This is a genomic window from Romboutsia sp., from assembly GCF_051659545.1.
Taxonomy (GTDB): Bacteria; Bacillota; Clostridia; order Peptostreptococcales; family Peptostreptococcaceae; genus JBOFOR01.
In genome coordinates this window covers 14906-30667 of record NZ_JBOFOR010000257.1, presented here as the reverse complement: position 1 = coordinate 30667, position 15762 = coordinate 14906, and the positions used below count along the sequence as shown (strand labels likewise).

At 28.6% G+C, this 15762-nt stretch carries 14 protein-coding genes; 1 reads left to right on the top strand and 13 read right to left on the bottom strand.

Translation table 11 applies throughout. The features are described 5' to 3' along the window. Positions 1–746: 746 nt before the first annotated feature. On the top strand, positions 747–2840 hold the full coding sequence (locus ACRC03_RS14670; protein ID WP_438653333.1) for an SNF2-related protein: 2094 nt from the start codon (positions 747–749) through the stop codon (positions 2838–2840). A gap of 140 nt (positions 2841–2980) precedes the next feature. On the opposite strand, the gene ACRC03_RS14665 is transcribed toward ACRC03_RS14670, so the two are convergent. The 13 genes from ACRC03_RS14665 to ACRC03_RS14605 form a co-directional block, all read right to left on the bottom strand. Continuing rightward, complete coding sequence (locus tag ACRC03_RS14665) at positions 2981–4198, bottom strand: NAD(P)/FAD-dependent oxidoreductase (protein ID WP_438653332.1); 1218 nt, start codon at positions 4196–4198, stop codon at positions 2981–2983. 136 nt (positions 4199–4334) lie between these two features. Further along, positions 4335–6353, bottom strand: a complete 2019-nt coding sequence (locus tag ACRC03_RS14660) for a methyl-accepting chemotaxis protein (RefSeq protein ID WP_438653331.1) — start codon at positions 6351–6353, stop codon at positions 4335–4337. A gap of 358 nt (positions 6354–6711) precedes the next feature. Next, complete coding sequence (ade, locus tag ACRC03_RS14655; RefSeq protein ID WP_438653330.1) at positions 6712–8424, bottom strand: adenine deaminase; 1713 nt, start codon at positions 8422–8424, stop codon at positions 6712–6714. A gap of 3 nt (positions 8425–8427) precedes the next feature. Continuing rightward, positions 8428–10581, bottom strand: a complete 2154-nt coding sequence (locus tag ACRC03_RS14650) for a xanthine dehydrogenase family protein molybdopterin-binding subunit (protein WP_438653329.1) — start codon at positions 10579–10581, stop codon at positions 8428–8430. Further along, positions 10581–11039: a (2Fe-2S)-binding protein gene (locus ACRC03_RS14645; RefSeq protein ID WP_438653328.1), complete on the bottom strand. Its 459-nt coding sequence runs from the start codon at positions 11037–11039 to the stop codon at positions 10581–10583. The genes ACRC03_RS14650 and ACRC03_RS14645 overlap by 1 nt, the downstream gene beginning before the upstream one ends. Next, complete coding sequence (locus ACRC03_RS14640) at positions 11036–11902, bottom strand: FAD binding domain-containing protein (RefSeq protein ID WP_438653327.1); 867 nt, start codon at positions 11900–11902, stop codon at positions 11036–11038. The genes ACRC03_RS14645 and ACRC03_RS14640 overlap by 4 nt, the downstream gene beginning before the upstream one ends. Before the next feature lie 67 nt (positions 11903–11969). Beyond that, positions 11970–13775, bottom strand: coding sequence for an adenine deaminase (gene ade, locus ACRC03_RS14635; RefSeq protein ID WP_438653326.1), 1806 nt, complete (start codon positions 13773–13775; stop codon positions 11970–11972). A 2-nt stretch (positions 13776–13777) separates the two neighbouring features. Further along, a complete protein-coding gene (locus ACRC03_RS14630) occupies positions 13778–14050 on the bottom strand; it encodes a EutN/CcmL family microcompartment protein (RefSeq protein ID WP_438653325.1) in 273 nt (90 codons plus the stop codon). Positions 14051–14061: 11 nt separating this feature from the next. Beyond that, positions 14062–14496 carry a hypothetical protein gene (locus ACRC03_RS14625; RefSeq protein WP_438653324.1) on the bottom strand — a complete coding sequence of 145 codons (435 nt, stop codon included), beginning with the start codon at positions 14494–14496 and terminating at the stop codon, positions 14062–14064. A gap of 3 nt (positions 14497–14499) precedes the next feature. Further along, positions 14500–14772, bottom strand: a complete 273-nt coding sequence (locus tag ACRC03_RS14620) for a BMC domain-containing protein (protein WP_438653323.1) — start codon at positions 14770–14772, stop codon at positions 14500–14502. Between the two features lie 3 nt (positions 14773–14775). Further along, entirely contained in the window at positions 14776–15105 is a 330-nt protein-coding gene (locus ACRC03_RS14615; protein WP_438653322.1) for a BMC domain-containing protein, read from the bottom strand. 11 nt (positions 15106–15116) lie between these two features. Then, a complete protein-coding gene (locus ACRC03_RS14610) occupies positions 15117–15470 on the bottom strand; it encodes a hypothetical protein (RefSeq protein WP_438653321.1) in 354 nt (117 codons plus the stop codon). A 12-nt stretch (positions 15471–15482) separates the two neighbouring features. Next, the gene (locus ACRC03_RS14605; protein ID WP_438653320.1) at positions 15483–15752 is read right to left on the bottom strand and encodes a BMC domain-containing protein; all 270 of its coding nucleotides are present in this window, start codon (positions 15750–15752) and stop codon (positions 15483–15485) included. Positions 15753–15762 lie beyond the last annotated feature (10 nt).

Sequence of the window (15762 nt, the reverse complement as noted above, 5' to 3'; positions counted from 1 at the left end):
CACTTTCTATATTGTTTATTATATACTACATAGAAAACTATATTCAAGGTGAGTGTTCTATACCTGTTTAATCAAGTTCAAGACCGAGCAATTCCACCCCATAGCTAAAGCAAGGGGCTATCTTGCTCAATTATTGTATTCTTTTTACATAGTCCTCGCCCTTACAACTTGATTTAACAAGTAAAGAATACTACTCTTATATGTCACCATATAAGACGATTTTCCTCTCCTACCCTTCGTGGTGGTAGTCACCTAGCAACACAAGTACAAACGGTGTAATTAGAGAAATACCCTCCTTGTGTCTGTTGATTTTCTGCACTGGCTCAACTCACCTTACCATATTTTTGATAATGTAGTGTTATTGGGCAACCACTACATTACCATAGTATTAAATCCATTTCCATCTTGTAACATTACATCTAACAAAATTAAGTCATAGTTATTTTCATTTAATTTATTTTTTGCAATTTATATATCCTTAGCACTATCTACTTTGTAACCTTCACCTTCTAGGGCATACTTCATGCTAAAAGCTATTGTGCTATCGTCTTCTACTATCAATATATTTAACATATGTTTCTCCTTATTTGTTTATATAAACTATTATACCCAATGTACTATTTTTAGGAAATAGATACAACATTACAATTTAGTCACTTACAATTTCTTTAAATTGTTTAAAATAAATGCTTTTTATACCTATTTTTGTATATAATAAATCTAGACAATGAAAGCAAGGTGAAAAAATGAATTTAGTTATAATAGAAGAAATATTAAAAGACAAAACAGATAAAAATAGATTTACACGAGGATTTGCTAGTTATAAGAGAGATTCAGTCTATAACAACTATGCTAAAGTAGATGGCGAAGTAGCAACATTTTACGGAAGTGTTAGAGGTGAAGGTTATGGGCAAAACAATACCTCTATGATAACAATAAATACAAATACTAGAGTAATTACTAGTATGAGTTGTGATTGCTCTGACTGTGTATCTATGAGTAACAAACCTCAAATATGCTCACATATTGTAGCTATAGTACTTAAAGGACTTGAAAGCTTAAAAACACAAACTCCCCCAAATAAAGAAAGTAAAGTAATATCATCAAAAATTAGTATTGAGATAACTAATGTATGTGATGAATCTATAGGAATAGATTTTAATATTAGTGGAATAGATAAAAGTGAGTATAAAAATATTTTTAATTCTTTTAAAGAAAATAAAAAAATGTATCGACTTAAAAATGGAGATTATTTAGATTTAAGGGAAAATAATATTTTTAAAGCTTTAGAGTTTTTAGAAATCTTAGGAATTAATAAAAATATCGAAAATATAAAGGTACCTAAAATTAAGGCATTGTTTATTGAACAAATCCTTGAAGATAATGATTATAGTTTTATAAAAGGTAAAAACTATATCAGTGAACTTACTGAAAAACATCATCAATTATCACAAATAAATTATGAAGTTCCTGCAAATTTAAATGCAACTCTTAGAGACTATCAAATAAGTGGATACAAGTTTCTTAGAACTTTGAGTGAATATAGCTTTGGTGGTATACTTGCTGATGAAATGGGCTTAGGTAAAACTATCCAAATAATAACATTCTTATTATCTCAACAAAATAAGAAAAGTATAGTAATAACTCCAACAGCATTAATCTATAACTGGAAAAATGAATTTGAAAAATTTGCTCCAACTCTAAAAATTGGACTTGCATATAATGGTATTGAACAAAGAAATACCATCATTAATGAAATTAATAATTATGATGTAATTCTTACTACCTACGGAACTTTAAAAAATGATTTAGAAAAATACCAAGGTATAACTTTTGATTATTGTATTATAGATGAAGCTCAACAGATTAAAAACCCTAAATCTATTAGTTCAAAAACTGTAAAAGACATTAATGCTAAGGTTAGATTTGCTTTAACAGGTACACCTGTAGAAAATAATTTGACAGAACTTTGGTCTATTTTTGATTTTATTATGCCTGGCTATTTATTTAATGAGTCTAAGTTCCAACAAGTTTTTATTAAAGATTCAAATAATCTTACTAATCTAAAAAAACTAATTAAGCCTTTTATGCTTAGAAGGACTAAGAAAGAAGTTATAAAAGAATTACCTGATAAAATTGAGCAAAAGTTCTTTGTTGAATTAGGCAAGGATCATAGAAAGGTATATAATGGCTTTGTCAAAGTAATTAAAAATAAAATTAAAGAATCTAATCAAGATAAAATAACTGTATTTTCTTATTTAACTAAACTAAGACAAATGTGTTTAATTCCTGAGCTAATGGTAAAGAATTATAACGGAAAAAACTCTAAACTTAATATTACATTGAAATTAATCGAAGAATCTAACGATAATAAAATACTTATATTTTCTCAATTTACAGGCGTATTAAAAACCATTGGTAAAGAACTTGAGAATAATAATATACCGTATTTCTACTTAGATGGAAAAACACCGGCCTCAGAAAGAGTAAAATTAGTAGATGAGTTTAATAATACTAATGATGCTAAGGTGTTTTTAATTTCTTTAAAAGCAGGTGGTACAGGATTAAATTTAACTAGTGCAAGTATGGTTATCCATTTTGATCCTTGGTGGAATCCTGCGGTTGAAGACCAAGCAAGTGATAGAGCTCATAGACTTGGTCAAAAAAATGTTGTTAATGTTATAAAGCTTATTGCTAAAGATACTGTCGAAGAAAAAGTTCTTGGTTTACAAGAAGTAAAAAAAGAACTTATTGAAGATATTATCAATGATAATTTGGGTAATAGCAGTATTTTAAAGAATTTATCTAGTGATGAGTTAATAGATTTATTTATTCAATAATAATTATAAAAGATCCTATTTAGATAGACACGTTTTATGTGTGTCTACTACATAGGATCTTTTTAATACTATATAAGTAAATTTATATCATTTTTGTTAGTTATTTTTACAGGTACTTATCTTTACAAGATTCAATTACATTAATTATCAAATCTATCTACTTTAAATAAGTTTATATCTTTATTTGGTATGTTATTATATAAATCACTTAGCATCATTGCTCCTAATATTGCAAATAAAATTCCATTTGCCCCATATCCTAATAAGTACCAGAGATTTTTGTGTTTCTTATCTGGTCCTACAAATCCTAAATTATCAGGTGTGGATGCAAAAGTACCACAATACTTGAAATCTATTTCTATGTTATTAATATATTTAAACATAGACTTTAATCTATTTTCTAATATATCATATTTTTTATTTGCTAGATTTTCATCAAATATGCCTGGTATAAAAGAAACATCTTCTCCTCCAATTATTAGCCTATTATCTATTGTAGTTCTTAGGTAATTATAAGGATCACAATTGTCTCTTATAAGTATTTTATCTACCCATCCATCAAAATTAGAAACAGGTTTTGTAACTACATTAAAGGTAGTTGTTTTAGTAGCAAAGTTTTTATTTGTAAATAATGAGGTATTATACCCAGTTGCAACTATTACTTTTTTTGCTTTTACTTTACATCCAAATTCAGTTATAACATCTATATAATCATCATAATGATTTATCTCTATAACTTCTGTATTTTCATATATTTTTGAACCCATACTATAAGATACCTCTAGTAATTGATTTGTATATTTATATGGATCTATTTCTGCTCCACCATTTTTTGATATTATACCAGCTTTTAAATCAAAGCTAAATTTATTAGTATTTTCATCAATATACTCCACACCTAGTCCATTTTCTTTTCTCAAATCATACTCTATCTTAATACTATTTATTTCATTCTTTTTTGAGGTATATAATAGTGTATCCCTTTTTTTATAATCACATTTATTTTCATATGCATCAATGAAGTCTTCTATCTCTTTAAGTGCTTTGATACCTAAATTATAAGCTTTTAAAGAATTCTCTATTGTTGTGTATTCTTGAAGTTCGGATAAATTATCGTCTAATTCATATTGTAAAAGTGATGTAGTTACACTAGTGCTTAAGTGTGCGATTCTTTTCTTTTCAAGCAAAACTGTTTTTATATTATTTTTGCTAAAATAATATGATGCTATAGCTCCTGTAACACCTCCACCTATTATACATACATCCGTTTCTAAATTCTCTGCCAAATATGAATATTGTTTTTTATCTTTGTTTATTGTTGTAAACAATGGTTTGCCTTGTACATATTGAATATTCATTATAATCCTCCTAATATTTCTCATTTTTTATTTTATGGCTTCTACTCATTTTTATACCAAATTTTATAATATTTCGTATTAATCAAAAAATATATGAGTAATTAGGAGTTATTCTGTAATTAAATTTATATAAATCTTATTTTATAAACTTTTGTTTTAGTTTGAATTTATCAAGTTGCTCTTTTAATATTTGTGCCTGGCTTAGTAATTGTTCACTTGCAGCTGCACTTTCTTGTGATGTAGCTGAATTCGCTTGAACAACATTTGAAATTTGTTCTATACCTGTATTTATTTGTGTAATATGTTGAGCTTGCTCTTCGCTTGCATTTGCTATATTCTCCATAATTTTTGTTGACGTATTTACATATTGTACTATTTCATCAAGTGATTTTGATGTCTGTGTAACTATTTCTGTTCCATTGTTAACTGCAACTAGTGCTTCTTTTATTAAAGCGGCTGTATTTTTTGCACTTATTGCACTTTTTGAAGCTAAGTTTCTTACTTCGTCTGCTACTACTGCAAATCCTCTTCCAGCTTCTCCTGCTCTTGCTGCTTCTACTGCTGCATTAAGTGCTAATATGTTTGTTTGGAATGCTATATCATCAATATTTTTTATTATTTTACTAATTTCATTTGAGGCATAACTAATTTCATTCATTGCATTTATCATTTCTTCCATTTGTTTTTTTCCTATTTCAGTAGCTTTGCTTGACTGTAATGATATTTGCTTTGATTCTATAGTATTTTGTGCTGTTTGATTTATCTTAATTGAAACTTCATTTATTGTTTGTGATAATTCTTCCACTGCATTTGCTTGTTCAATAGCTCCTTGGGAAAGTATTTGTGCTCCTTGAGATACTTGTTCTGAACTATTAGCAACTTCTTCTCCAGATATATTTATATGTAATAAAGTTTCATTTAAATCATCCACTATTTTATTTACTGAATCTAATATAGGTTTAAAATCATTAACAAATAATTTATCTAACTTCTCATTATCTAATTTTATATTTAAATTACCAATACTTATTTCACTTAATACATCTATTAAACTTTTAATTATCTCTCTAAAATCATTTACTATTTTGTTAGTAGAATCTGCTACTAAACCAATTTCATCATCTCTATTTATTATCAGATCCTCAGAATTCAAATCTCCTTTAGATAGTTTTTCTATTTTTTCACTACAGAGTTCTAAATGTCTTCCCATATTTTTTGTATTTTTTATTACAATATAGCTTAACATAATAAATAAGAATAATGATAATACTATTATAATACCAATTGAGTTATATAAACTTCCATAGAAATCACCTTTAGGTGCTGCTATACCTATTCCCCATCCATTACTTTCTTTTACTGGTGTATAGCTTAAAAAGTACTTTTTACCATCTTCTTTTATTGTTTCAAATCCACTTTTACCATTTATTAAATTTTGATCAGCTTGTGCATAAGAAAGTTTATCCTTATTTGTTTTTGATTCTTCTATTGTATTTTCAACGCCCACTAAGCTTGCATCTTCATATCCTATCGTAGTTCCTTTATTGTTTATGATGTAAGAATATGCATTAGTACTTATCTTTATTTCTTTTACTATATCATTTAGGAAATTTTCATTTGGTGTAAAGCATACTACACCAACAACTTTACTTCCTGATTTTCCATTTTCCCACACTGGTGCTGAAATTTTAAAGTTAATTTTATTTTTTTCGTCTTCAGTATTTGAATCGCTTATATAACTTTTACCTGCTAAAGCTTCTTTAAAGAAATCTTTATCACTGTAGTTTTTTCCATCTATATAGCTATCTCCATTAATATTAAGTATCTCTCCATTTACAAAGCCATGTAAATTTATTTGTTCTTGTAAAACCTTTTCTTTTTCTTCAATCTTAATATTAGGATTTGATAGTTCTGTTATTAAACCTATTTGATATACAACTTCTTTGTAACTTTTAATTTTTTGTGTAACATTATTTGATGCTTGTAATGTTGTCTGCGTAATATTACTTTTTAGTACATTATTTATTACTCCATAATTTAAAAATATTGCAGCTATTCCTAATATTACACAACTAGTAATTATAGAAAACATATTCAAAACAGCAACTTTTTTTCTTATACTATTGTAATTCTTTTTTTCTTTTTGCTTGCCCATTTTAACCGCCCCTTTAAATTTAATGCTACTATTAATGAGTTACCTATTTATATTTTAAATTTCTCCTTCCCTTTTATTGTTTTGATGTGATAATTAAAATAATAACGTCAGTTAATAGAAAACTTGTTTTGTATCTATTTGATGAATATCCTAGTATACTATACTTCTAATATAACTCTTTTTTACTATGATTTTCAATAAATATTTTGTAAAATTTTTTTTATATAAATAATATGTTTTATTACAAAATTTATTATATTTTTTAACTTAATACATTTACATTGTTTATTATAAATAATAAAAGATTGAACTTGTATGTGGTCTATAAGTTCAATCTTCATTATTTATAATTTATTTTTTATATTTCTATAAAATCAAATTTAATTACATCAAATAGCCCTTTATCTGTTAGTTTTATTTGTGGAATTACTGGTAATGCTAAAAATGATAGTGTCATAAATGGATCTATCTCCTGACTTACATTTAATTTGTTGTATGCTATATCTAACATTTTCTCTAACTTATCATTTACATATTCTATACTTTTATCACTTACAATACCTCCTATTGGAAGTGATAAACTATCTAGAATTTGATTTTTAGATGCTATAGCTATTCCACCACCTATATTTTTAACTTTTTCTATTACTTTTAATATATCTTCATCATTATCACCAACAGCAATTATATTGTGTGAGTCATGAGCTATAGTAGAAGCTATTGCTCCATTTTTCAAATTAAAGTTTTCAACTAAACCAAGACCTATATTTCCAGTGCTTTTATGTCTTTCAACTACTACTAATTTTAATATATCTAGTTTTTCATTGTATTTAAATTCATTATTTTCTGTATCAACTTTTCTACTAACTTTCTCTGTTATTAAATTATGTGGTAATAGTCTAATAACATTTACTATGTCTTCCTTTAGTTTTATTGATAAGTCTTCCTTCTTTATTTCCCCTATCTTTACTGTTTCTAACACATTTGGCATATATAGTTCCTTAGTCTTAAATAAAGCCTCTTTATTTTTTCCAACAAGTTCTCCATCTTTGTAAACTTCTTCAATATTAAAATCCTTTAAATTATCAATAATCAACAAGTCTGCTTTATATCCAAGTGCTATTGCCCCTACATTTTTTAGATTATAACAGTTGGATGAGTTTATGGTAGCTATTTGAATCGCTGTAATTGGATCTAATCCATTTTTTATTGCTAATCTTACATTGTTATCTATATGTCCACTACTTAAAATGTCCTTTGGGTGTCTATCATCTGTACAGAATAAACATCTTTGATAATTAAAGTTATTTACTCCCCTTATCAAAGTTTCTAAATTTCTAGCTGCTGAGCCTTCTCTAATCATTACATACATTCCAAGCCTTATTCTATCTATCATTTCATCAACAGTTGAACATTCATGTTCTGTAGCCACACCACTAATAATATATGCATTTAGTTCTTCATTTTTCATATTTGGTCCATGACCATCTATTATTTTACTATTTTCATGTGCCATATTTATTTTTTTTATAACTTCTTCATCTTTATATATAACTCCAGGATAATTCATCATTTCTCCTAGACCTAGTATTCTTGGATGATTAACATATTTTTCTAGTTCCTGTGACTTTAAAATAGCACCTGAATTTTCAAAATTTGTTGCTGGAACACAAGATGGTAACATAAAGTAAACATCTAAAGGTAGTTTTTCACTTGATTTTAACATATATTCTATACCTTCTAATCCACATACATTTGCTATTTCATGAGGGTCTGCTATTATTGTAGTTGTTCCTCTTGGTACAACTGCTTTTGCAAATTCTTGTGGTGTTACCATTGCTGATTCTATATGTAAGTGAGAGTCTATAAGTCCTGGAACTATAAATTTACCATCTATCTCTATGTTTTTCTCTCCATCATAATTCCCTATCCCTACAATAATGCCCTCGTCTACTGCTAAATCTCCACTTATTATTTCATGAGAAAATACATTTACTATCTTTGCATTTTTAAATACTAATTGAGGTTTTATATTTTTTATAGCTAAATCTATTAATCTGTTGATGTTCATACTTTACTCCTTAATATCTTTCATTTTTATAAGTTTTACAACTTTATCAGGGGTTAAAGGTATTTCATATGCTCTTTTTCCTAACTTACTAGCTACTGCATTTAATATAGCTGGTGCTACGTATACCATTACAGGTTCTCCTATTCCCTTAGCTCCAAAAGGTCCACTACTTTCTTCCTCCTCTATTATTATTTTTATAAGATCTATTGTATCTAATGATGTAGGTATTAAATATTTAGATAACTTTTTATTTTTTATCTCTCCATCTATAACCTTTAAATCTTCCATCAGCGCATATCCTAACCCCATTGCAAATCCTCCATCAATTTGCCCTTCAATAAGGTTTGGATTTATAGCCTTCCCAACATCTTGAGCTACTACTGCTTTTAATATTTTTATTTCTCCAGTCTTTTCATCAACATCTACTTCTACTCCACAAGCACCAAAGGTATATGGCCAATATGGATTACCAATCCCACTTTCTACATCCATAGTAGTTGTACTTGCTATGAATGTTGCCTCCTTAATTAAGCTTTCTTTGTCAATTTTTTTATAAATCTCTTTTAAACTAATATTATTTATATCAAATTTCTTGCTTATTTCATCTTTTAATTTTTCACAGGCTAGTTTCACAGCATTGCCCGTGTTATAGGTTTGCCTACTTGCTGCTGCAGTTCCAGCATCAGGAGTTATTGAAGTATCTTCACTTATGAGAATAATATCATCTACATTAATATTAAGTACTTCTGCTCCTATTTGACACATTACAGTTTTAGCCCCTTGACCAACCTCTGTTGCTCCAACATATATTTCTATTTTACCATCTTTATTTAACACAACTTTAGCATTTGAAATATCTGGAAATCCATTTCCATATCCTGTACCATAAAACATTGCACCAATTCCAGTACCTGTTTTATTAAAGTCTATATGTTTTTTAACTTCATTTATACATTTTTCTATTACTATGCTTTCATTTAAAATTTGATTAGTGGCCGTTTTACTTCCTTTTTTAAATATATTTTTTAGTCTAAATTCAACAGGGTCTATATTTAGTTCCTTAGCCAAAATGTCCATTTGTTGCTCATAAGCAACTGGTACTTGTGTAGCGCCAAAACCTCTCATTGCTCCACTAAAAGGATTATTAGTATACACTGCATAGCTATCTACCCATACGTTTTCCACTTCATAAGGACCAGTTGCATGTACTCCTGCTTTTCTAAGTACGTTTATAGCCCAAGAAGCATAAGCACCTGTATCTCCTACTATATTCACTTTTAAGGCTTTTAATTTTCCATCTTTTGTTACACCACTTTTGTATTTCATTATCATTGAGTGTCTTTTTGAATGAGCTTGAAAGGATTCTTCTCTTGAATAGACTGTTTTGATAGGTCTTTTTAGTTCTTTTGCTGCTAAGCCTAAATGTATTTGGAGCATTATATCTTCTCTTCCACCAAAAGCTCCACCAACTGCACAGTTTATAATTTTCACTTTATCTTTTTCTATTTCTAAAGCTTCTGCTACTTCAATTACATCATAATGAGGATATTGAGTAGCTGTATAAATTAATATATTGTCTTCCTCGTCTATAGTTGCAACTCCACTTTCTGTTTGTAAAAACACATGATCTACTTGTGGAACTTTATATTCTCTTTCTACTATAATATCACTTTCTTCAAATGCTTTGTCTACGTTACCATTTCTAATTTTAAAATGATGAACTATATTGCTATCATTATCATGAACCTTTACACTGTCTTCTTTCATTGCTAGTTCTGGGTCAAACACTGCTGGAAGTTCTTCGTATTCTACTTCTATTTGTGCTAATGCTTTTTTTGCTATCTTTTCAGTTTGAGCTACTATAAAAGCTATAGGGTCCCCTACTCTTCTAACCTTCTCCCTACAAAATACTTCATGGTCTTTAAATACCACGCCATGATGATTGTATGGAACATCTTTAGCTGTAAATATTCTTATTACTCCATCTATTTTTAGTGCTTTTTCAAGGTTTATTTTAAAATAAGCATGAGGTTTACTTGATCTTAGTGTTACACCGTATAACATATTCTCTAGATATATATCTTGAGGGTATATAGCCCTACCATTTACTTTAGCATGAGCATCTACTCTTTTTATATTTTGACCTACTATGTTCACTAATTATCTCTCCTTACCTTAGATGTATTGTATATTGCATCTACAATCTTGTTGTATCCTGTACATCTGCATAAATTTCCTGATATTCCTTCTCTTATTACTTCTTTTGTTGGATTTTCATGATTATCTAGTATAACTTTACCGCTTAAAATCATTCCTGGAGTGCAAAAACCACATTGAACTGCTCCTACATCTATAAAGGATTGCTTTAAGTAATCTTCTTTAACTCCTTCTATAGTTGTAATTTTTTTATTCTCTACTTGAAATGCCATCACTAAACAAGAATTAATTATTTCTCCATCTATAATAACTGAACAAGCTCCACATTCACCTTCACCACAGCCTTCTTTAGTTCCTGTAAGCTTTAATTTTTCTCTAATCACATCAATTAATCTATCCTCTTCCTCAATACTAATCTCATAAATAGTATCATTTATATCCAATGTTATATTTTTCAAATTTTCACCCTCTCACTATCATTTAAGCATTCTTCTATTGCATCTTCTACAACACCTGATACTGCATTACTTTTAAAGTATTCACTTTCTCTACCTTTTAAATTATTACTTACTCTATTTTCTAAAATATACAATGCTTCCTTTATATTATCTTTGCAGATTTCTTTACCTAACAAATACTTTTCTGCTTCATAAATTCTTATAGCTGTATTACTTAAAGCACCTAGTGCTATTTTTACATCTTTAAACTTATTATCTTCTTTATCTATATAAACACTAGCTGATATTTTTGCTATAGCTAGTGATTTTCTATATCCTAGTTTTGAAAAGCCTAAGCTTTGATTCTCTCTAAGTTTATTTATTTCTATATAAGTCAATAATTCATTTTCTTTTATATTTATTTTATTTTTATCTAATAATAAATCTCTTAATAATACTTTTCTTGTTTCATCTTTGCTTTGAAGTATAACTTTACATTCTAAGGCTAATAATGGAGGCATTATATCAGCACTTGGAGAGTTGTTGCATATATTACCTCCTATAGTAGCCCTTGACCTTATCTGCGGTGAACCAATTGAATTCGCTGCTTTTTTTAGTCCAGATAGGTTTTTGTTTATTTTGTCACTATTTATTATTTGCTTAAAAGTAACTCCTGCGCCTATTTTTATTACATCACCTTCAATTTGAATTTTTTTCAATTCACTAATATCACTTATATCAACTAATTTTTTTTTATTACTTTTATTATTTCTAATATTTACTATTAAATCTGTTCCACCATTTAAAATTCCTACATCCTCTTTTAATTCTAATATGTTTATTGCTTCATCTATAGTTTTGACTTTATAAACTTCATCAATCATATACCCCTCCATTATTAATACAAAAGCCTTCCACTTAAATTTATGTTAGGAAGGCTTTTATACATTTCTATTCAATTATAGGGCTCAATATTTCAAAATTATTTACATCTATAAGCCCTTTATCAGTTATTTTCCACTTTGGACTAGTTGATAACGCTAAGAAAGATAGATGCATAAATGGAGCATGTAAACTTCCTCCTAGGTCTTTATTAACTATATTTTCTAATTTTGATATTTTTTCACTAACTTCACTACCTGTAAGTTCATCCGTTATTAATCCACCTACTGGTAATCTTAAATCTTCTAGTACTCTTCCATTACTTACAACGGCTATTCCTCCACCCATTTCTATTACACGATTAACTGCAACTACCATGTCTTTTAGGTTAGTTCCAACAACTGTTATGTTATGAGTGTCATGAGCAACACTTTCTGCAAAAGCTCCTTTTTTAAGACCAAATCCTTTAACAAAGGCTTTACCTATGTTATTGTTTCTACCGTATCTTTCTACACAAGCTATATATAATAAATCTCTTGATACATCAGCTTCTATTACTTTATTTTTTACATTTGCTTTTTCTTCTAAAGTTTCAGTTAGATTTTGGTCTGATATTGCTATTATACATCTAACCATTACTTCTTTTTTATCACTTTTTATTTCTAAATCTTCTACACTTAGTTTTTCTCTTTTTACTGAGTTTTTTACACTATCTGGATAAGTGTATTTTGGTAAGTCTATTAAAATCTCTCTTTCTGCTGCTACTAATTTTCCTTCTATGAAAACAGCTTCCACGTCCATCTCTTCTAAATCATTTATTACCGCTATATCAGCTACTTTAGATGGTGATAATACACCTCTATCATCAAGACCAAAGTATGTTGCTGGATTTATAGTTACCATTTGAATTGCTTCAACAGGATTTACTCCTTGTTTTATTGTTCTTTTTACTATTTCGTTCATATGTCCTAATTTTTCTAGGTCTTCTGCTACCATATCATCTGTTGCTAGTATACATCTTCTAGAGTCTAAGTTTTCTTCTGTAACTGCTTTTATACAATCTCCCATATTCTTTTGAGTAGAACCTTCTCTCATAAATACATATACACCTTGTCTTAGCTTTTCTACACATTCCTCTTTTGTAGTGGTCTCATGACAAGAGCATTTTCCACCTGTACAAATTATATGAGCAGCAAGTTCACTTCCAAATAACTCTGGAGCATTTCCATCTACAACTTTTCCAATACTTTTAGCATACATAGTTGAAGCTAATAAGTCTGTTATCACCTCAGGAGTATTTCTATATACATGTTTAGCATTACTAAAGCCTTGTAGTTCACCTATTCCTATAATATTTTTATAGTTTAGTAAGTCTTCCATATCTTTTGAATTAATATCTACTCCTGCTGTTTCTAAACTTGGACAATCTGGTGTAAGTGCTGGTACTACCAATCTTACATGATTTGGAACAACACTTGCCTCATCTGCCATAGCCTTCATCCCAACTGGTCCTAGTGCATTACCAATTTCATGAGGGTCTGCAATTAAAGTTGTAGTTCCTGATGGTATAGATAATCTTGAAAACTCCGTTATTGTAAGCATGCTACTTTCAAAATGCATATGAGAATCTATAAACCCAGGTGATAGATATTTATCTTTTACATCTACAACTATAGTATCTTCTCCTATTAATTTTTCACAGTCTCCAACTAATAGTATATATTTCCCCTTTATAGCTATATCTGCTTTGTATACTTCTCTTGTTAGTACATTAACTACATTTCCACCATACAAAACTATATCTGCATGGTGTTTATCACTCATAAGAGTATCTATTAACTCTTTATACTCCATCCCTTGCTTTATATATTTCAATATTACTCCTCCCATACGTCTATGTTATCTATAATTCCAATAATTGCTGCATTTATAGAAGAATTAGGCTTTTTTGCTGCATTTCTAGCTGCCGTTCCTTCGGTATACATTACCAATTCACCAATTCCCGCACCGACTACATCTACAGCAATTAATGGAGATCCATCTTTTTCTTTATTAAAATTTAAGGGTTGAGTTATTAATAACTTGTTACCTATTAGTGAATCGTCTTTCCTAGTTGCTACTACCGTGCCTATTACTCTTCCTATTTTCATAATATTTTCCTCTACTTTTCAAAAGTAGTAATTACTTCAATTTTCTTTTCCTTTATATAGTCTTTAGCTAATGGAGTTATTATAGAATTTTTACTTACTTCTATTTTATTGTTAACTAAATTATCTTTAACCTCATTTAAAGTAATTACTTCTTTAGTATTGTTTTCTTTTGCAATACTTTCTTTTATAATACTTTCTCTTGTAGTATTACTATTTAATATTTCTATAATTTCTTTTATTCTAGGGTGGTTTGTAGGAACCATAATAAATGAATTTAAATCTAGCTTAACTTCATTGTTATCTATACTATTTTTATACTCTTTATTAGCTTCTATTATATTGCTATTTCTAGTTTCTTTCTTGTTATTATTTTTGCTAATTTTCGTCTTGTTTTCTTTTCCTATATTTTTTAAGATATTTTCAGTTAAGCTCTTTTTATTGTTCATTTACTATTTATTAAGTAAAACTCTTTCTACTTCAGAATGTGGTCTTGGTATTACATGAACTGAATGAAGTTCTCCAACATTCTTTGCTGCTTCTGCTCCAGCATCCACTGCCGCTTTAACTGCTCCTACATCACCGCTTACCATAACTGTTACTAGTCCAAAACCTATTTTTTCATATCCTATTAATGTAACATTTGCTGATTTTACCATTGCGTCTGCTGCTTCTACTGCCCCTACTAATCCTTTAGTTTCTATCATTCCTAATGCTTGTCCCATAACTTATTCCTCCATTTTTTTATTTTCTTCTTTTTCTTTTAAATTCTTTTTGAATTCATTCATTAAAAAATCTATTTCTTCATCAGGTCTTGCTATGGTTCTTGATGATATAATTTTTCCTACTCTATTTCCTGCCATTACTCCAGCTTCCAATGCTGCATTTACTGCTGCCACTTCACCTGCTATGTGAATGGTTACACTTATGGCTTTTTCTACTCCTATTACTTTATCGTATCCTACTAAAGTTACATCAGCTGCTTTACAGGCTCCATCTAAAGCTGTAATCGCTGTTGTTAGACCTATTGCTTCTATCATTCCTAGGGCTTTTCTCATATACTTCCTCCCTATTTAGCTAAATCTCTTAAGCTAGTAATTTTTTTAATTGTTTTTTGTTTAGGTTTATCTACTTCATCCTTCTTATTTAAGATAGAATTACTATGTGATTTTGATATTAAATCATTTATAGAAGTTTTTTCATTTATTTTTTTATTTGTGATTATATGTTCTTCTTCATTATCAAAATAAGTTAAAACAGTTTTAGATTTATTTTTATGTAGTATACTTCTAAGTATTTCTTCTTCATTATCTCTAAAATTGTTTACTACTTTTTCTTTTTGTTCTTTATATTTATTTAGATTATTATTATTTGATTTTTTAGATATGTTTTTCATTATACTTGTAGTTAGTGAATTAGCCATTTTTTTCACCACCTATAATATTTTACTTACTTCACTATGTGGTCTTGCTATTACATTTGTTGAAATTACTTCTGCAATCTTACTAGCACTTTCTTTTCCATTTTCAACTGCTGCACTAACTGCTGCAACATCCCCTCTAACTATTGCTGCTACTAAGCCCGAGCCTACAAAATCTAAATCTACTAAATGTACATCTGCAGATTTTAACATAGCATCAGCTGCTTCTACAGCTCCTATTAAACTTTTCACTTCCACTATTCCTAATGCTTGCAATCTATTCACCTCTCTTTAG